This window comes from Luteimonas salinisoli, from assembly GCF_013425525.1.
Taxonomy (GTDB): domain Bacteria; phylum Pseudomonadota; class Gammaproteobacteria; order Xanthomonadales; family Xanthomonadaceae; genus Luteimonas; species Luteimonas salinisoli.
This window is the reverse complement of sequence record NZ_JACCKA010000029.1, coordinates 16402-34318: the sequence shown is the minus strand read 5'-3', so window position 1 is coordinate 34318 and position 17917 is coordinate 16402. Positions and strand designations below refer to the sequence as shown.

Sequence of the window (17917 nt, the reverse complement as noted above, 5' to 3'; positions counted from 1 at the left end):
CCGGGAAGGACAGCCATGTACGTGACCGGGACCGATACCGGGGTCGGCAAGACCCTCGCCAGCGCGGCGCTGCTGTACGCGCTGCGCGCCGGCGGACGCGGTGCGGTGGGAATGAAGCCGGTCGCCAGCGGCTGCGAGCCCGGTGCGGACGGCTGGCGCAACGCCGATGCGCTGGCGCTGCAAGTGGCCAGCGATCCGCGTCCCCCGTACGCCGACGTCAATCCGTATGCGCTGCCCGCCGCCACCGCCCCGCAGCTGGCCGCGCGCGAGGCCGGGATCGAGGTGGCGATCGGGCCGCTGCTGGCGGCCCATGCGCGCCTGGCCACGCTGGCGGACCTGGTGGTGGTGGAAGGTGTGGGCGGCTGGCTGGCGCCGCTGGCCGACGGTTTCGAGCAGTCGGCGCTGGTGCAGGCGCTGGAGATCGATGTGGTGCTGGTGGTGGGGTTGCGCCTGGGCTGCCTCAACCATGCGCGGCTGAGCGCGCGCGCCATTGCCGACGACGGTTGCCGCCTGGCCGGCTGGATCGGCAGCGCCGTGGATCCGGAGTTCGAGCGCATCGAAGGCTACGTGCAACTCATCGGCGCCGCACTGCCCGTCCCATGCCTGGGCGTGCTGCCGTACATGGCGCGGCCCGACGCGGCACGGGCCGCGCGGGCGCTGACGCTGCCGCTGTAGGAGCGGCCATGGTCGCGAAGGCCGCGGGAGTCTCCGGCCGGGTCGGCGGCGATCCCGCGCTTCGGTGGCGGCGCCGGCTTTCGCGGCCATGGGCCGCTCCTACGGCGCACATGGGGCGGTTGCGGTGCGCCCGCGATCCGCTGCGCGGCTCCCCGGTAGGGAGCCGCGCAGCGGGCCTGGCCGCGTGGCTCAGCCGTGCTGCGGTTCGGGCGGCGGCAGCGGGTCGCCGTCGATCCCGTGCGCGGCGCGCTCGCGGTCGTGCGAGTGGTCGCGCGCCAGGTACAGGTAGAACGCCGGCAGCACGAACAGGGTGAACGCGGTGCCGATGGTCATCCCCGCGGCGATGGTCGTGCCCAGCGAGAAACGCGCTGCGGCGCCGGGGCCCTTGGCGATCAGCAGCGGGAACATCGCGAATACCAGCGCCGCGGTGGTCATCAGCACCGGCCGCAGGCGGATGCCGCTGGCCTGCTCGATCGCCTCGCGCTTGGACAGCCCCTGCTCGATCTGCAGCTTGTTGGCGAACTCCACGATCAGGATGCCGTGCTTGGCGATCACGCCGATCAGCGTCACCAGGCCCACCTGGGTATAGATGTTCACGCTCATGCCGGGGAAGGCCTCGATGCCGGCCATCTGCAGCACCCCGGCCAGCAGCGCCAGGGCGTTGAGCACCAGCAGCGCGCCGCTGATCGCCATCGGCACGGTGATCAGCATGATCAGCGCGTCGCGGAAGCTCTCGAACTGCGCCGCCAGCACCAGGAAGATCGCGATCAGCGCGAACATCATGGTCACCAGCATCGTGGCGCCCTCCTGCTTGAACTGGCGCGACTCGCCGGCGTAGTCGACGCTGTAGCCCTGCGGCAGCACCTCGGCCGCCGCCTCGTCGAGCACCCGCAGCGCCTCGCCCTTGCTCACCCCGGGGCGCGGCGCGAAGGTGATGCCCACCGAGTTGAGCTGCTGGAAGCGCTTGAGCGACTGCGGCTGCACGCTGTCCTTGAGGGTCACCAGGGTGGACAGCGGGATCAGCTCGCCGTCGCGGGTGCGGGTGTAGTAGTTCTCCAGCTGCGCGGCGTTGAGCCGGTCGCTGCGCTGCACCTGCGGGATCACCCGGTAGGAACGGTTCTCCATCGCGAAGCGGTTGACGTAGCCGCCCGCCAGCAGCGCCGACATGTCGGCCGCCAGGGTGCGCATGTCGATGCCGAGCGTGGCGGCCTTGTCGCGGTCGATCTGCACCTCGATGCGCGGCTTGTCGATCTTGAGGTCGGTGTCGAGGAAGATGAAGCGACGGCTGGCCTGGGCCCGTTCGACGATGGCGTCGGCCAGTTCCTTGAGCTGCTCGACCGAGCCGATGCCGCCGACCAGGAACTCGCCGCCGCCGTCGCCGCCGGCGCTGGGCAGCGACGGCGGCACCATGGCGAAGGTGTTCAGGCCGGTGACTTCCGCGAACTTCGGCTGCAGTTCCTGCTGCAGGACCTGGTTGGTGGAGCGGTCGCGCTGGCTCCACGGCTTGAGCACGAAACCCGCCATGGCGATGTTGCTGGAGCCGCCGCCGCCGCCGCCGAAGCCGCCGTTGAACAGGAAGAAGTCGTTGACCTCGGGGATCGCCGCGGCGATGTCGGTCATCTCCTCGGTGTAGCGCTCGACGTAGTCCAAGGTGGTGTAGGCGTCGGCGCTGCCGATGGCAAAGATGAAGCCTTCGTCCTCGATCGGCGCCGGCTCCTTGGGCGCGACCACGTACAGCATCACGCAGGAGACGAACACGATCGCGCCGAATATCGCGATCACGCCGCGGGTATCGAGGGCGCCGTGCAGCTTGCGCTGGTAGCCGTCGCGCAGCCAGTCGAAGCGCGCGTCGAGCCAGGCCTCGAGCCTGTTCTTGCCCTCGCTGCCGTGGTGCGGCTTGAGGAACTTCGCGCACATCATCGGCGAGAGCGTCAGCGCGATCACGCCCGACAGCAGCACCGCGCCCGCCAGGGTGAAGGCGAACTCGGTGAACAGCACGCCGGTCAGGCCGCCCTGGAAGCCGATCGGAACGTACACCGCCACCAGCGTCGTGGTCATCGCGATCACCGGCCAGGCGAGCTCGCGCGCGCCCTTGAGCGCGGCGTCCAGCGGCTCCATGCCCTCCTCGATGTGCCGATGGATGTTCTCCAGCACGATGATCGCATCGTCCACCACGATGCCGATCGCCAGCACCATCGCCAGCAGGGTGAGCAGGTTGATGGTGAAGCCCATCAGCAGCATCAGGAACAGCGCGCCGATCAGCGACAGCGGCACCGCGATCGCCGGGATTAGCACGCTGCGCAGCGAACCGAGGAACAGGAAGATCACCACGATGACGATGATCACCGCCTCCACGATCGTGGTGATGACCTCGCCGATCGCGTCCTCGATCGCCTCGGTGCTGTCGTAGGGGATGGTGCCGACGATGCCCTCGGGCAGCTGCGGGATGATCTCCTGGTCCCAGACCCGGCGGACCTCGGCGATGACGTCCAGCGAGTTGGCGTCCGGCGAGACGAAGATGCCCATGAAGGTGGCGGCATCGCCGTTGATGCGTACCGAGGTGCTGTAGTTCTGCGAGCCGAGCTCGACGTCGGCGATGTCGCCCAGGCGCACGATCGCGCCGCCCTGTTCGCGCACCACCAGCTGGCGGAACTCCTCCGGCGTGCGCAGGTCGGTGCGCGCGGTGAGGTCGACCGAGACCATCTGGCCCTTGGTCGAGCCGAGCGCCGAAAGCACGTTGTTGGACTGCAGCGCGGCCTGCACGTCGCTGGCGGTGACCTCGAGCGCGGTCATGCGGTCGGGCTTGAGCCAGACCCGCATCGCGAAAGACCCCGCTCCCAGAATGTCGGCCCGCTGCACCCCCTCGATGGTGGCGATGCGCGGCTCCACCACGCGGGTGAGGTAGTCGGTGATCTGGTTGTTGTCGAGCCGTTCGCTGGCGAAGGAGACGTACATCGCGGCGATCTGCTGGCCCTGCTGCAGGTCGATCACCGGATCCTCGGACTCCTGCGGCAGCTCGCCGCGCAGCTTGTTGACCTTGGCCGCGATCTGGGTCAGCGCCTCGTTGGCGTCGTAGTCCAGATCGATGTAGGCCTGGATGCTGCTCACCCCGGCGCTGCTGCTGGAGACGAGGTAGTCGATGCCCTCGGCGCTGGCGATCTCGCGCTCCAGCGGGGTGGTGATGAAACCCTGGATCAGGTCGGCATCGGCGCCGAAGTAGGCGGTGTTGATGGTCACCACCGCGTTCTGCAGCTCCGGGTACTGGCGCACGTTGAGCTCGTTGAACGAGCGCAGGCCGAGCAGCAGGATGAACAGGCTGACGACCATGGCCAGCACGGGCTTGTTGATGAAGATGTCGGTGAATTTCATCGCGTGCTCCCCCTCTGCCGCGGGCGGTAGAGGACTGGGGGGTGGGGCGGGTCCGCGGCGGCGGACCCGGCGGCGTCAGCGGTTCTGCGGCGCCGGCGATTCCTCGGCGCTGGGCTGCACCTTGTTGTTGATCGTCACCCCGGCGTCGTTGCGCAGCCGCAGCAGGCCACTGGTCACTACCAGTTCGCCCGGCTCGAGGCCGTCGGTGACCGCGATCATGTCGCCGCGGGAGGCACCGGTGGTGATGAAGCGCTGCTTGACCACGTGCGTCGCGCCGGGTTCCTCGCCCTCCTGCGCTTCGCCTTCGGCGGGCGGGGCCTCGGTCACCACGTACACGGCGTTGCCGTAGGGGTTGAAGCTGATCGCGGTCTGCGGGATCACCACCACGTCCTCGGCCGTGCCGAGGTCGAAGCCGACCCGCGCGAAGGTGCCGGGACGCAGCTCGCCGTCGGGATTGTCGAGGGTGGCCTGCACGGTGAAGTTGCGGGTGGCCGGATCGACGCGCGGCTCGATGGCGGTGACGGTGCCCTCGAAGGTCCGGTCCGCCGCGGCATCCACCCGCGCGCGGATGGTGGTGCCCTCGCGAACCCGCGGCAGGTGCTGCTCGGGCAGGGTGAAGTCGAGGTAGATCGGATCCAGCGACTGCAGGCTGACGATCGGGTCGCCGGGCGCCACGTATTGGCCCAGGTTGATCCGGCGGATGCCGAGCACGCCGTCGAACGGCGCGCGCACGCGCTTCTGCGCGATCAGGGCGCGCTGGGCATCGGCCTGGGCCCGGGCGGTGGCCGCCTGGGTGCCGCGCTCCTCCACTTCGGCCTGCGATACCAGGCGGTCGGCGCCCAGCGCCTTCCAGCGCTCGGCCTGCACCCCCGCGAGCTTGGCCGAGGCTTCCAGCGACTGCAGCGTGGCCAGCTCGTTGGCGGAACTGAGCTCGACCAGCAACGTCCCCGCCGCGACCGGCTGGCCGGCCTCGAAGGCGATCTTCTGCACCACGCCGCCGGCCTCGGTGGTCACGTCGGTGCCGTTGATCGCCACCAGCGTGCCGACCGCTTCGACGCCGCCGCTCCAGCGCTCCTGGCGGGCCTCGAAGGTGCTCACCGCCACCGGCGGCTGCGGCATGTTGTCGAAGAACTGGTTCATGCCGTAGTCCATGACCGCCTTGACGGCGAACACGCCGCCGAACACCACCAGGGTGATCAGCAGCATCCAGAACATGCGCTTGCGGGCCGACGGCGGGCGCTTGGTGACGGGCTTGGGCATGGGGGGCCTCGGGGGAAGGTAAGGCGGAAATCGCGGATGTAGGGAATGGCGCTCGTGCTGTCCTTGCGGGCCGCCGGCGTCGGCGATTGGATGCAGGTCCGGTCGCGGATCATGCGACTGCCGGTGCCGGGGCGCCTTGCCCGACGCATCCCGGCCGTATGCGGACGCGGAAGCTTAATGCGGGATCGCCTCCACGGCACGTGCCGGTAGTCAGATGCTCGGCCCCGCGCGCCAGTGACTTTCGGCACGCGAGGATGTCGCCTTTCGAATGCTGTACTGGAGAGTATAGCAATTAATGACATGAGCGGCGGCGACGCCGTGCGTCCGCCCATCCAGGAGTCTCCGATGCCGATCCGCCCGCGCCTGATGGCGCTTGCAGGAGCCTGTGCCGCCATGTTGGCCGCGTGCGGAGACCGGCAGGGGCCCCCGGCGCCGTCGCCGCCCGAGGTCGCGGTGATCGTGGCGCAACCCGCCACGGTGCCCCTGGAGAAGGAACTGGTGGGCCGGCTGGCCGCGTTCCGCAGCGCCGACGTGCGCGCCCGGGTGCCCGGCGTACTGCAGCAGCGAAGCTATCGCGAGGGCAGCGACGTCGAGGAAGGCGCCATTCTCTTCGTGATCGACCCGGCGCCCTACCGTGCCGCGCTCGGCTCGGCCCAGGCGGCCCTGGCGCAGGCCGAGGCCAATGCCGCCAATGCCCGCGCCAGTGCCGGGCGGGCGCGGCGCCTGGCGCCGGGCAGCTTCATCTCCGGCGCCGACCTCGACAACGCCCTGGCCGCCGAGCGCAGCGCCGTGGCGGCGGTGCAGGCCGCGCGGGCGTCGGTGGAGAGCGCGCGGATCAACCTCGGCTACGCCACCGTGCGCGCGCCGATCTCCGGGCGCGCCGGCAAGCAGCAGGTCACCGAGGGCGCGCTGGTCGGCCAGGGCAGCACCACCCTGCTGACGACGGTCGACCAGGTCGATCCGCTGTACGTGAACTTCTCGATGAGTCTGGCCGAGTTCGACCAGGTGCGGCGCCTGCGGCTGGATCGTTCCGCGCCGACCACGGTGCGGGTGATGCTGCAGGACGGCAGCGTCTACGCGCATGCCGGCGAGCTGGATTTCTCCGGCGACGTGGTCGATCCGGCGACCGGCGCGGTGTCGCTGCGCGCGTTGCTGCCCAACCCCGAGCGGATGCTGCTGCCGGGGGCCTATGTCACCCTGCAGGCCACGCTCGGCCGGCAGGAGGGGATGTTCCTCGTTCCGCAGGCCGCGGTGCAGCGCGATGCCTCGGGCGCTTATCTGCTGGTGGTCGGGGCCGACGACGTGGTCGTGCGCCGCAACGTGGTCACCGACCGCGCCGACGCCGGCCGCTGGGTGATCGGCCACGGCCAGGGCCTGGAAGCCGGAGACCGGGTGATCGTCTCCGGCGTGCAGAAGGCGCGCCCCGGCGCGCCGGCCACGGCGGTGCCCTGGCAGCCGGGCGACGGTGCGGCACCGGCGTCCGACGGCGCGGCCGCGCCGGAGGCGGGCGAGGCGGCGGAAGCACGGGGCGCCCCGGCGGAACCGGGCGCCGGGGACTGACCGGCCATGCCGAGATTCTTCATCGACCATCCGGTCTTCGCCTGGGTCGTCTCCATCCTGATCACCCTGAGCGGGGTGATCGCCGTGCTCAACATGGGCGTGGAGTCCTACCCCAACGTGGCGCCGCCGCAGGTGACCGTGTCGGCCACGTACCCCGGCGCGGATGCGCAGACCACCGAGAGCGCGGTCACCCAGGTGATCGAACAGCAGCTCACCGGCATCGACAACCTGCTGTACTTCAGTTCCAGTTCCAGCGCCTCCGGCGGCGCCAGCGTCACCCTCACCTTCGAGACCGGGACCGACCCCGACATCGCCCAGGTGCAGGTGCAGAACAAGGTGTCGCTGGCCACGCCGCGGCTGCCCACCGAGGTGACCCAGCAGGGCGTGATGGTGGCCAAGGCCAACGCCGGCTTCCTGATGGTGGTGGCGCTGCGCTCGGAGAACCCGGACGTCGACCGCAACGCGCTCAACGACCTGATCGGCTCGCGCGTGCTCGAGCAGATCGCGCGGCTGCCGGGCGTGGGCAGTACCCAGCAGTTCGGTTCCGAGTACGCCATGAACATCTGGCTCGACCCGGACCGGCTGCAGGGCTACGGCCTGTCCGCCAGCGAGGTGCTGGCGGCGGTGCGCGGGCAGAACGTGCAGTTCGCCGCCGGGGCGATCGGCTCGGACCCGGCGCCGGAGGGCCAGGGCTTCACCGCGACGGTCACCGCCGAGGGCCGCTTCAGCACGCCGGAGCAGTTCGCGAACATCGTCCTGCGCGCCGATGCCGACGGCTCCACTGTGCGCCTGGGCGACGTCGCCCGGGTCGAGACCGGCGCCTCCGGATTCGGCTTCGACACCCGCTTCAACGGCCGGCCGACAGGCGCCTTTGCGATCCAGCTGCTGCCCGGCGCCAACGCGCTCACCGTGGCCGAGGCGGTGCGCGCGCGGATGGACGAGCTGCAGCCCGGTTTCCCGGAGGGGGTGAACTGGTTCTCGCCGTACGACAGCACCACCTTCGTCAGGATCTCGATCCAGGAAGTGCTCAAGACCCTGGCCGAGGCCGTGGTCCTGGTGTTCCTGGTGATGCTGCTGTTCCTGCAGAACTTCCGCGCCACCCTGATCCCGACGCTGGTGATCCCGGTGGCGCTGCTCGGCACGTTCCTCGGCCTGAGCATGATCGGCTTCACCGTCAACCAGCTGACGCTGTTCGCCATGGTGCTGGCGATCGGCATCGTGGTGGACGACGCGATCGTGGTGATCGAGAACGTCGAGCGGATCATGGCCGAGGAGAAACTGCCGCCGCGCGAGGCGACGATCAAGGCGATGGGACAGATCACCGGCGCGGTGGTGGCGATCACCGTGGTGCTGGCGGCGGTGTTCATCCCCAGCGCGCTGCAGGGCGGCGCCTCGGGCGAAATCTACAAGCAGTTCGCGATCACCATCGCGGTGGCGATGGGCTTCTCGGCCTTCCTGGCGCTGGGCTTCACTCCGGCGCTGTGCGCCACCTTCCTCAGGCAGCATCCGGCGCACGGCGAGAAGAAGGAGAACTTCGTCGTCCGCACGTTCAACCGGTACTACGAGCGGGTCAACCGCACCTATGTCGGCCACATCGCCAGCGCGGTGCGGCACGCGCCGCGGTGGATGGCGGTATTCGCGGCGCTCGCGGTGGTCTGCGGCGTGCTCTACGCGCGCCTGCCGGGCAGCTTCGTGCCCGAGGAGGACCAGGGCTACGCGCTGGCGATCGTGCAGCTGCCGCCGGGCTCCACCCTGCAGCGCACCCAGGCGGTGTTCGAGCAGGTGCGCGGCACGCTGGAAGGAGTGGAGGGCTACGAGGGGATGATGCAGGTCGCCGGGTTCAGCTTCGTCGGACGCGGCGAGAACGTCGGCATGGCCTTCATCCGGCTCAAGGACTGGAGCGAACGCGATGTCAGCGCGGGCGAGTTCATCCAGAACGCCAACGGCGCACTGTCGGCGGTGCGCGACGCCAGCATCTTCGTGGTCAACCTGCCGACGGTGCGCGGCCTGAGCCAGTTCGGCGGCTTCGACATGTACCTGCAGGACCGCGCCGGGGCCGGCCGCGAGGCGCTGGCCGAGGCGCGCAGCACCATGCTCGCCAGCGCGGCGCAGAACGACGCGCTGACCGGGGTGCGGGCCAACACCCTGGAGGACGCGCCGCAGCTCAGGCTCCACGTCGACCGCGTGCAGGCGCAGGCGATGGGCCTGTCGGTCAACGACGTCTACAGCGCGATCCGGCTGATGCTGGCCCCCGTGTACGTCAACGATTACGTCGCCGGCGGCCGGGTGAAGCGTGTGAACATGCGCGCCGATGCGCCGTTCCGCACCGACCCCGGGTCGCTTTCGCGGTTCCGCACGCCGGCCGCCGCCGAGGCCGCGGACGGCACCCGCGCGATGATCCCGCTCAGCAACGTGGTGACGCCGGAATGGACCACCGGCGCGCCGGCGCTGACGCGCTACAACGGCTATTCGGCGGTCAACATCGTCGGCTCGCAGGCGCCGGGACGCAGCTCGGGCGAGGCGATGCAGGCGATGGAGCGGATCGTCGAGCAGGACCTGCCCGCCGGGTTCGGCTACGACTGGACCGGCATGTCCTACCAGGAGATCATCGCCGGCAATACCGCCGCCCTGCTGCTGGTGCTGTCGGTGCTGGTGGTGTTCCTGTGCCTGGCGGCGCTCTACGAGAGCTGGTCTATCCCGGTCTCGGTGCTGCTGGTGGTACCGCTGGGCATCCTCGGCGCGGTGCTGTTCACCATGCTCCGCGGCCTGTCCAACGACATCTTCTTCAAGATCGGCATCGTCACGGTGATCGGCCTGGCGGCCAAGAACGCCATCCTGATCGTCGAGTTCGCGGTGCAGCAGCGCGCCGAGGGCAGGACCCTGCGCGATGCGGTGGTGGAGGCGGCGCGGCTGCGCTTCCGGCCGATCCTGATGACCTCGTTCGCCTTCATCATGGGCGTCACCCCGATGGCGCTGTCCAGCGGCGCCGGCGCCAACGCCCGCCATGCCCTGGGCACCGGGGTGATCGGCGGCATGCTGGCCGCGACCTTCCTCGGCCTGCTGCTGATCCCGGTGTTCTTCGTCGCCGTGCGTCGCGTGCTCGGCGACCGGCTCGACGAGCCGGCGCCCGAGTTCGCGGAGGGCAGCACGGCGGCCGCCGGCCCGCCCCTGGAACCGCCGCCCCGCGATTGACCGTCAGCGGGGCCTGGCGGCAATGCCGGACGCCGTCATTCCAGGCCGCCCTGCGACACGCCGGTCATGTCCGGCAGGCGGTGGGCGATGCCCTTGTGGCAATCGATGCAGGTCAGCTCGCCGGTGCCCAGGTACTGCTGGTGGATCCATGCCGCGCGGCTGGCCTGGCGGGTCAGGTCCATCGAGTCGTAGTCGTGGCAGTTGCGGCATTCCAGCGAGTCGTTGGCCTTCAGTCGCGCCCACTCGTGCTCGGCCAGTTCGCGCCGGTGCTCGCGGAACTTCAGCTCGGTGTTGATGGTGCCGAAGATCTTGCCCCAGACCTCCTTGGAGGCCTGCATCTTGCGCGCGATCTTGTCGGTCCAGTCGTGCGGCACGTGGCAGTCGGGGCAGGTGGCGCGCACCCCGGAGCGGTTGCTGTAGTGGATGGTGGACTTGAGTTCCTCGTAGACGTTGTCGTGCATCTCGTGGCAGCTGACGCAGAAGGTCTCGGTGTTGGTCGCCTCCAGCGCGGTGTTGAAGCCGCCCCAGAAGATGATCCCGGCGATGAAGCCGCCCAGGGTGAGGAACCCGAGGCTGAAATGCAGGCTCGGCGAACGCAGCGTGCGCCAGTACGGCTGCAGTCGCCGCCCGAGGCCGCGCAGCCGGCTCACTGCCGGCGTTCCTGCTGCAGCAGGGTATCGATGTCGACGAACTCGTTGCCCACCAGCGGCTGCGCGTCGGTCTGCACCACGTGGCACTGCAGGCAGAAGTAGCGCCGGGTGGAGATCGTGGCCAGGAACTGGTCGTCGCGGTCCATGTAGTGGGTGACGCTGACCTCGGGCGCCTGGAACTGCGCGGCGTTGGAGCGCGCGTGGCAGAGCATGCAGCGGTTGGAGTTGAGGTCGACCTGGTAGCCGTCGATGCTGTGCGGGATCGTCGGCGGCTGCATCGGGTAGGCGCGGCCGCGGCGCATGTCGAAGTTCTCCACCCGCGCCATCGGCAGCGGGCTGACCTCGACGTCGATCGGCACGTGGCGGCGCATGCCGTCGATGTCGCGGGCCGGATTGCCGCGCGCGCTGATCGGCGGGGAGGGCGGGGCGACCTCGGGCTCCGACTTCGACGGCGTCCAGTCGCAGGCCGACAGCAGGAGGATCGGAAGCAGCAGGGCGGCGGGACGCATGCGGGGCTCCTGGGTGTTCGTGTCGGCGGCCGGGCCGCGCCTCAGGCGCGCACCACCTTCGCGGCGCACTTCTTGAAGTCGGTCTGCTTGGAGATCGGGTCCGTGGCGTCGAGCGTGACCTTGTTGATCAGCTGGGCGGCGTCGAACCAGGGTACGAAGATCACCCCGCGCGGCATCCGGTTGCGGCCGCGGGTCTCGATGCGGCTGCGCATCTCGCCGCGGCGCGACACGATCCGCGCCTCGTCGCCGCGCTTGAGCCCCCGCGCCTGGGCATCGTCGGGGTGCATGAAGATCACCGCCGAGGGGAAGCTGCGGTACAGCTCGGGGATCCGCATGGTCATCGATCCGGAATGCCAGTGCTCCAGCACCCGCCCGGTGACCAGCCACAGGTCGTACTCGTCGTCGGGCGACTCGGCCGGCGGCTCGTAGGGCAGCGCCCAGATCACCGCACGCCCGTCCTTGTTGCCGTAGAACTCGAAGCCAGTGCCCGGGGTGACGTAGGGGTCCGCGCCCTCGCGGTAGCGCCAGCGCGTTTCCTTGCCGTCCACCACCGGCCAGCGCAGCCCGCGCTCGCGGTGGTAGGTGTCGAACGGCGCCAGGTCGTGGGCGTGGCCGCGGCCGAATTCGGCGTATTCCTCGAACAACCCCTTCTGTGGGTAGAAGCCGAAGGCGGCGGCCTCGTCGTTGGCGTAGCCGGACTCGATGTCCTCGACCGGGAAACGGTCGACCTTGCCATTGCGAAACAACACTTCGAACAGGCTGCGGCCGCGGAACTCCGGGCTGGCCGCCAGGATCTCTTCCGGCCAGCACTCGTCGGTGGTGAAGCGCTTCGAGAACTCCATCAGCTGCCACAGGTCCGAGCGCGCCTGGCCCGGCGCGCTGACCAGCTGGTGCCAGAACTGGGTGCGGCGCTCGGCGTTGCCGTAGGCCCCTTCCTTTTCGACCCACATCGCCGTGGGCAGCACCAGGTCCGCCGCCTGGGCGGTGACGGTGGGATACGGATCGGAGACGACGATGAAGTTCTCCGGGTTGCGGTAGCCGGGGAAGCCCTCGCCGAGCAGGTTGGCCGCCGCCTGCATGTTGTTGTTGGCCATCACCCAGTAGGCATTGAGCTTGCCGTCGTTGAGCATGCGGTTCTGCTCGACCGCGTGGTAGCCGGGCTTCTCCTGGATGATGCCGTGCGGAACGCCCCAGATCTCCTCGGCGTGGTGGCGGTGCTCGGGATTGGCCACCAGCATGTCCGCGGGCAGGCGATGGCTGAAGGTGCCGACCTCGCGCGCGGTGCCGCAGGCCGAGGGCTGGCCGGTGAGCGAGAAGGGACTGTTGCCGGGAGTGGAGATCTTGCCGGTCAGCAGGTGCAGGTTGTAGACCATGTTGTTGGCCCACGTGCCGCGAGTGTGCTGGTTGAAGCCCATGGTCCAGAACGACATCACCTTGGTGTCGGGGTCGGCGTAGAGCTCGGCCAGGCGTACCAGCCAGTCGCGCTCGACCCCGGTCATCTCCACCGCCCGCTCCAGGGTGTAGGGCGCGACGAAGCGCGCGAACGCGTCCAGGTCGATGTCGGTGCCGCCGTTGGCGTCGCCGGCGTTCTTCGCTTTCACCTCCAGCGGGTGGTCGGCGCGCAGCCCGTAGCCGATGTCGGTATTGCCCTGGCGGAAGCGGGTGTGGCGGTCGACGAAGTCGCGGTTGACCCGGCCGCTGCGGATGATGTGGTTGGCGATGTAGTTGAGGATCACCAGGTCCGAGTGCGGCTTGAAGACGATCGGAATATCGGCCAGCTCGAAGCTGCGGTGCTCGAAGGTGGACATCACCGCCACCCGCACGTGCGGGTTGGAAAGCCGCCGGTCCGTCACCCGGGTCCACAGGATCGGGTGCATCTCGGCCATGTTCGAGCCCCACAGCACGAACGCGTCCGCAGCCTCGATGTCGTCGTAGCAACCCATCGGCTCGTCCATGCCGAAGGTACGCATGAAGCCGGTGACCGCCGAGGCCATGCAGTGGCGCGCGTTGGGATCGATGTTGTTGCTGCGGAACCCGGCCTTGAGCAGCTTGTTGGCGGCATAGCCCTCCCACACCGTCCACTGCCCGGAGCCGAACATGCCCACCGCGGTGGGTCCCTTCTCCTTCAGCACGCGCTTGAACTGCGCTGCCATCACGTCGAAGGCCTCGTCCCAGCCGACCGGGGTCAGCTCGCCGTCCTTGTGGTACGCGCCGCCGCGCTTGCGCAGCAGCGGGGTCTCCAGGCGGTCGGCGCCGTACAGGATCTTCGACAGGAAGTAGCCCTTGACGCAGTTGAGCCCGCGGTTCACCTCGGCGTGCACGTCGCCGTGGGTGGCCACGACACGGCCGCCGCGCACCGCCACGTTGATGCCGCAGCCGGTTCCGCAATAGCGGCACGGCGCCTTGCTCCACTTCAGGCCGGCGACGTCGCCTTCGCGGGTGACGTCGGCGAGGTTGGCCGCCACGGGCAGGCCTGCGGCAGCGGCCGCGGCGGCGACGGCTGAGGTGCGGATGAACTCACGACGCGTGGCCATGCGGCGCTCCGGGGTTGTCGGTGGAGGCGGGCTGGTCGAGCAGCGCCCGCGCTTCGGCATGGTGGTAGACCAGGCTGACGTTGAGCACCCCGGGCAGGGCGCGCAGCCGGTCGATGCAGTCCATCAGGCCGGCGGTGTCGGGGCTTTCCTGCAGCAGCACGCTGCGGTGGTCGCCGGGAATGGCGATCTCCAGGCCGCCGATGCCGGCCGCGGCGGCGTGCAGCCCGGCGCGCGCCTCGGCGCGGTGCTGCACCACCAGGCTGGCGATATGCAGTTCGTCGCGCCGTGCGCTCATGTGCGGGCCCCGCTGTCGGCGGACCGCGACCGCAGCGCGGGAGCGCGCCTGCCCGCGCAGCCGGTGCGGGGCGCGCGGGACTCGCCCTTGTGCAGCAGCCCGGTCGGCCGCGGCGCGCAGTCGGTGGACGCGTCGCCGCCCGGCGGGGCGCGACGGCCCGGGGCGGGGAAGGTCGACGGGGGAGCGGTGCCGGGCCTCATCCGCTCAGCTGCCCGGAGGCCCGAAGATCATCTGCCAGATCCACACCGCGAAGCCGAACCCGGAGACCAGCAGCACCGACAGCAGCGGGAACAGCACCACGGTGAGGAACAGAAACACCTGCAGTTCGCGCCGCCTGACCCCCGGCGCGGCCTGCGCCTGGATCTCCGTCTCGCTCAGCGGGGTCGGTGCCGGCATCTGCATCTCATTCGAGCATAGCGCGCGGTTGCTCAGTGGACACCTTGCATCGCCGCATCGTGGCGATGCGTGAAGCCGGCGCGCCATGGGGCCGTGATCCGCGTCGCTGCGCACGTGGAGCGGCGCGGGGACGCCGGGGAGAAGACGCTCAGCGGCGCGGAGAACATGCGTCGACCGGGCATGCGGCACCCGTACGGCGCGTCCGGGCAGGGATGGTCGCTGGTTCACGCGAGGCCGGCCGCGATTCCGTGGGCCGGCAGAGCGGCCGCTGCCGCGCATTCCGGCCACACAAAAAAACCCGGCCGCTTGCGCGGCCGGGTTTCGGTTTCAGGCAATCCGCCTCCCGGAGAGGAAGGAGGCGGCGCTGCGCTGAAGTTCCGGTGCGAACCGGGTGGCTCAGGCCTTGCGGCCGGCCTTGGTCGCCTTGGTGGCGGCTTCGCGGGCCTGCTCGGTGGCGGCCTCGAACTGACCCTTGGAGATCTGCGCGATCGCCTCGTTGGTCTTGACGGTGCGCGCGAAGGCTTCCTGTCCGGCGTTGATGCTGCGCTCGATGTTCTCGCGCGCGACCTGCACGCCCTTCGGCAGCACGGCCTTGTAGCCGTCGAGGTCGCGGACCTCGGCAACCTCGCCCAGGAAGGCGAAGGCGGCATTGGCGTTCTGCTCGAGGATGCTCATCTGCAGGCCGAACACCTTCTCGGCGTTCTCCAGGGCCAGCTGGTTGACCTGGGCGGCGGTGTCGGCGAACTGGCGGGTGGCGGTGCTGAACTGCTCGTTGAACTGATACATGGCGGATTCCTGCTTTGGGGGGACCGGCAGGGATTGCCGGAGTTGTGCGATGCAGCATAATCCTTCATTTGCTGCATTGCAACATTCTGCCGACAAGTGGCTGTTGCTGATTCAGGTTTCTTTGAAATCAGCGACTTGGCGTCGATCGCTGGACTTCTGCAGCACCCAATCCCCGGTAGGAGCGGCCCGTGGCCGCGAAGGCAGCGGGTGATTCCGGCAGGTGTGGCGGTAATTCCCGATGGCGCGGTCTGCGCGGATCGCGTTCCTGCCGAGCACGGACTCCGATGTCCGGCGCCGGCCGACCTGCGCCGGCCCGCCTCACGCCCCCCGGTAACGACAACCGGAGGTGCAGGTCTCGTGCACCACCACTTCGCTCAACTCCGGCAGGGCGGGGCGCAGCCGTTGCCAGATCCACGTCGCCAGGCGCTCGCTGGTCGGATTCTCCAATCCCTCGATCTCGTTGAGGTAGTGGTGGTCCAGCTGCTCGTACAGTGGCCGGAACGCCGCCTTGAGTTCGGCGAAGTCCATCACCCAGCCGGTTTCGGGCCCGGGCTCGCCGGAGACGTGGATCTCGATCCGGAACGAATGACCGTGCAGCCGCGCGCACTTGTGGCCGGCAGGCACGTTCGGCAGCCGGTGGGCCGCCTCGATGGTGAAGACCTTGAAGATGTCCATGGCGGGATGATGGCGGAAAACCCGGTGGCCGTCGTGGCCGCACAGCGACGTTGCCGCAGCGGGCGAAGCGGGCGCTGGCTGCGGCGGAGTCGACCGGATCGGGTGGGCAGGGGATGCGCCGTGCGGCGGACGGCGAAGCGATGGTGGCTATGGGTGGACTCGAACCACCGACCCCAGCATTATGAGTGCTGTGCTCTAACCGGCTGAGCTACATAGCCACGGGCCGCGCTGGCGGCGCGGCGAACCGCGAATTGTCCATGCAGGCGGCTCCGGCGTCAACGTCGACCGGGCGCGCTTGTCGGTTCCCCCCCGCCGTGGCAGAGTCGAACGCAGTGAAATTTCCGGAGTCCGCATCGTGATCGATCCGGACGGCTATCGGCCGAATGTCGGCATCGTATTGATGCATCCCGACGGGCGGGTGTTCTGGGCCCGGCGGGTGCGCCATGACGGGTGGCAGTTCCCCCAGGGCGGGATGAACACCGACGAGACCCCGCTCGAGGCCATGTACCGCGAGCTCAACGAGGAAACCGGCCTGCAGCCCGGGCACGTCGCCGTGCTCGGCGTGACCCCGGGATGGCTGCGCTACCGGCTGCCGCAGCGCGCGATCCGGCGCAGCGACCGGCTGGTCTGCATCGGCCAGAAACAGGTGTGGTTCCTGCTCCAGTTCACCGGCGACGACGGCGACCTGCGCCTGGACCTGACCGAAAAGCCGGAGTTCGACCACTGGCGCTGGGTCGACTTCTGGTACCCGCTGGACCACGTGGTGACCTTCAAGCGCGGCGTCTATGCCAACGCGCTGCGCCACCTGGCGCCGTTCGCGCGGCAGGTGGCGGGCCCGCAGGCGGTCCCCTTCGTCAAGATCGATCCGCAACGCCACGGCCCGCGGCGGCAGCGGCCCCGCGGCCGCGGCCGTGGCGGACCCGATGGGGTCAGCGGAAAACTCGGCGATCGCGGCCACAGCTGACCCGGCCCGCACCAGCGCGCCTGTTAATTGACAATCATTCGCGTTTCTGGCGCAATGGCTTCCCACGCCCGACACGCCGGTCCACCGTGTACGTCTGCCTCTGCAACGGCATCACCGAGAGCGATATCCGCAAGGCCGCAGCCGCGGGCTGCTCCAGCCTGCCCGAGCTGACCATGCGCACCGGCGTGGGCGCCTGCTGCGGCAGTTGCGTGGAGACCGCCACCGAAGTGCTCCAGCGCGCGCAGCCTGCGCCGGCGTCGCCAGGCCTGGATCTGCCCGTGCTCGCGGTGGCGCGCGCGGCCTGATCCCGGCGGCGACGTTCTGCGGACCCGCCGGATCCGTCGGCCGGATCCAGTCGCCGCCCGCGGCGGGAAAATGCGCACGATTCGCGTTCCGTCACGGGCTTTGCGCCGGCGCTAGAGTATGGGTCGATCCAGTTTACGGAGACGGCCATGAAAGGCGACGCCAAGGTCATCGAATACCTCAACAAGGCGCTCTACAACGAGCTGACCGCGATCAACCAGTACTTCCTGCACGCCAAGATGCTGAAGAACTGGGGGCTGCTGGCGCTGGCCAAGCACGAGTACGAGGAATCGATCGACGAGATGAAGCATGCGGACCTGCTGTCCGAGCGCATCCTGTTCCTCGAGGGGCTGCCCAACTTCCAGGCGCTGGGCAAGCTGAAGATCGGCGAGGGCCCGCGGGAGGTCCTCGAATGCGACCTCGCGCTCGAACTGGAAGGCATTCCGCTGCTGCGCGAGGCGATCGCGCATTGCGAGCAGGTGCAGGACTACGTGAGCCGCAAGCTGTTCGCCGACATCCTCGAGTCGGAAGAGGAGCACGTGGACTGGATCGAGACGCAGCTCGAGCTGTTCAGCCGGGTCGGCGAGCAGAACTATCTGCAGAGCGGCATGGACGGTCACGACGACTGAGCCGCGTGCTGCGGATGCGGCGGACGCGGCCCTCGGCCGCGTAGGGGTGGCCGAGCCCGATCGGGTGTCCGAACCCCGCAGGAGCGGCCGAACCCCGTAGGAGCGACCCATGGCCGCGGG

15 protein-coding genes and 1 tRNA gene are annotated in these 17917 nt (G+C 69.6%); 6 read left to right on the top strand and 10 right to left on the bottom strand.

What is annotated here, in order from left to right:
- Positions 1–15: 15 nt before the first annotated feature.
- Positions 16–675, top strand: a complete 660-nt coding sequence (gene bioD, locus H0E84_RS04090; protein ID WP_180677355.1) for a dethiobiotin synthase — start codon at positions 16–18, stop codon at positions 673–675.
- A gap of 189 nt (positions 676–864) precedes the next feature.
- Here bioD and H0E84_RS04085 read toward each other — a convergent pair whose 3' ends face one another.
- Both H0E84_RS04085 and H0E84_RS04080 read right to left on the bottom strand, forming a co-directional pair.
- Entirely contained in the window at positions 865–4044 is a 3180-nt protein-coding gene (locus H0E84_RS04085) for an efflux RND transporter permease subunit (RefSeq protein ID WP_180677354.1), read from the bottom strand.
- A gap of 75 nt (positions 4045–4119) precedes the next feature.
- Positions 4120–5304, bottom strand: a complete 1185-nt coding sequence (locus H0E84_RS04080) for an efflux RND transporter periplasmic adaptor subunit (protein WP_180677353.1) — start codon at positions 5302–5304, stop codon at positions 4120–4122.
- Positions 5305–5649: 345 nt separating this feature from the next.
- On the opposite strand from H0E84_RS04080, the gene H0E84_RS04075 reads away from it, so the two are divergent.
- Both H0E84_RS04075 and H0E84_RS04070 read left to right on the top strand, forming a co-directional pair.
- On the top strand, positions 5650–6864 hold the full coding sequence (locus H0E84_RS04075; protein ID WP_180677352.1) for an efflux RND transporter periplasmic adaptor subunit: 1215 nt from the start codon (positions 5650–5652) through the stop codon (positions 6862–6864).
- Positions 6865–6870: 6 nt separating this feature from the next.
- On the top strand, positions 6871–10056 hold the full coding sequence (locus tag H0E84_RS04070; protein WP_180677351.1) for a multidrug efflux RND transporter permease subunit: 3186 nt from the start codon (positions 6871–6873) through the stop codon (positions 10054–10056).
- A 35-nt stretch (positions 10057–10091) separates the two neighbouring features.
- Here the strand turns inward: H0E84_RS04070 and H0E84_RS04065 are convergent, their stop codons facing one another.
- The 8 genes from H0E84_RS04065 to H0E84_RS04030 form a co-directional block, all read right to left on the bottom strand.
- Complete coding sequence (locus H0E84_RS04065; RefSeq protein WP_345776263.1) at positions 10092–10706, bottom strand: cytochrome c3 family protein; 615 nt, start codon at positions 10704–10706, stop codon at positions 10092–10094.
- On the bottom strand, positions 10703–11215 hold the full coding sequence (locus H0E84_RS04060; RefSeq protein ID WP_180677350.1) for a nitrate reductase cytochrome c-type subunit: 513 nt from the start codon (positions 11213–11215) through the stop codon (positions 10703–10705). Before H0E84_RS04060 ends, H0E84_RS04065 begins: the two co-directional genes overlap by 4 nt.
- 41 nt (positions 11216–11256) lie before the next feature.
- Positions 11257–13749 (bottom strand): periplasmic nitrate reductase subunit alpha, encoded by a 2493-nt coding sequence (napA, locus tag H0E84_RS04055; protein WP_180677349.1) that lies wholly within the window; start codon positions 13747–13749, stop codon positions 11257–11259.
- Positions 13733–14044, bottom strand: coding sequence for a chaperone NapD (locus H0E84_RS04050; protein WP_180677348.1), 312 nt, complete (start codon positions 14042–14044; stop codon positions 13733–13735). Before H0E84_RS04050 ends, napA begins: the two co-directional genes overlap by 17 nt.
- Positions 14045–14248: 204 nt before the next feature.
- Positions 14249–14440 (bottom strand): periplasmic nitrate reductase, NapE protein, encoded by a 192-nt coding sequence (gene napE / locus H0E84_RS04045; protein ID WP_180677347.1) that lies wholly within the window; start codon positions 14438–14440, stop codon positions 14249–14251.
- A 396-nt stretch (positions 14441–14836) separates the two neighbouring features.
- Entirely contained in the window at positions 14837–15226 is a 390-nt protein-coding gene (locus tag H0E84_RS04040) for a phasin family protein (protein WP_180677346.1), read from the bottom strand.
- A 318-nt stretch (positions 15227–15544) separates the two neighbouring features.
- Positions 15545–15901 (bottom strand): 6-carboxytetrahydropterin synthase QueD, encoded by a 357-nt coding sequence (gene queD, locus H0E84_RS04035; RefSeq protein WP_180677345.1) that lies wholly within the window; start codon positions 15899–15901, stop codon positions 15545–15547.
- Positions 15902–16042: 141 nt separating this feature from the next.
- Positions 16043–16119 (bottom strand) — tRNA-Met (locus H0E84_RS04030).
- Between the two features lie 137 nt (positions 16120–16256).
- On the opposite strand from H0E84_RS04030, the gene H0E84_RS04025 reads away from it, so the two are divergent.
- The 3 genes from H0E84_RS04025 (at position 16257) to bfr (ending at position 17797) form a co-directional block, all read left to right on the top strand.
- Positions 16257–16865 carry an RNA pyrophosphohydrolase gene (locus tag H0E84_RS04025; RefSeq protein ID WP_180677344.1) on the top strand — a complete coding sequence of 203 codons (609 nt, stop codon included), beginning with the start codon at positions 16257–16259 and terminating at the stop codon, positions 16863–16865.
- 86 nt (positions 16866–16951) lie between these two features.
- On the top strand, positions 16952–17170 hold the full coding sequence (locus H0E84_RS04020; RefSeq protein ID WP_180677343.1) for a (2Fe-2S)-binding protein: 219 nt from the start codon (positions 16952–16954) through the stop codon (positions 17168–17170).
- A gap of 147 nt (positions 17171–17317) precedes the next feature.
- Complete coding sequence (bfr, locus tag H0E84_RS04015; RefSeq protein WP_180677342.1) at positions 17318–17797, top strand: bacterioferritin; 480 nt, start codon at positions 17318–17320, stop codon at positions 17795–17797.
- Positions 17798–17917 lie beyond the last annotated feature (120 nt).

Bases quoted from the DNA above. Each gene is read 5' to 3' on its own strand.
- bioD (WP_180677355.1), top strand. From the start codon at position 16: ATGTACGTGACCGGGACCGATACCGGGGTCGGCAAGACCCTCGCCAGC.
- H0E84_RS04085 (WP_180677354.1), bottom strand. From the start codon at position 4,044: ATGAAATTCACCGACATCTTCATCAACAAGCCCGTGCTGGCCATGGTC.
- H0E84_RS04080 (WP_180677353.1), bottom strand. From the start codon at position 5,304: ATGCCCAAGCCCGTCACCAAGCGCCCGCCGTCGGCCCGCAAGCGCATG.
- H0E84_RS04075 (WP_180677352.1), top strand. From the start codon at position 5,650: ATGCCGATCCGCCCGCGCCTGATGGCGCTTGCAGGAGCCTGTGCCGCC.
- H0E84_RS04070 (WP_180677351.1), top strand. From the start codon at position 6,871: ATGCCGAGATTCTTCATCGACCATCCGGTCTTCGCCTGGGTCGTCTCC.
- H0E84_RS04060 (WP_180677350.1), bottom strand. From the start codon at position 11,215: ATGCGTCCCGCCGCCCTGCTGCTTCCGATCCTCCTGCTGTCGGCCTGC.
- napA (WP_180677349.1), bottom strand. From the start codon at position 13,749: ATGGCCACGCGTCGTGAGTTCATCCGCACCTCAGCCGTCGCCGCCGCG.
- H0E84_RS04050 (WP_180677348.1), bottom strand. From the start codon at position 14,044: ATGAGCGCACGGCGCGACGAACTGCATATCGCCAGCCTGGTGGTGCAG.
- napE (WP_180677347.1), bottom strand. From the start codon at position 14,440: ATGCCGGCACCGACCCCGCTGAGCGAGACGGAGATCCAGGCGCAGGCC.
- H0E84_RS04040 (WP_180677346.1), bottom strand. From the start codon at position 15,226: ATGTATCAGTTCAACGAGCAGTTCAGCACCGCCACCCGCCAGTTCGCC.
- queD (WP_180677345.1), bottom strand. From the start codon at position 15,901: ATGGACATCTTCAAGGTCTTCACCATCGAGGCGGCCCACCGGCTGCCG.
- bfr (WP_180677342.1), top strand. From the start codon at position 17,318: ATGAAAGGCGACGCCAAGGTCATCGAATACCTCAACAAGGCGCTCTAC.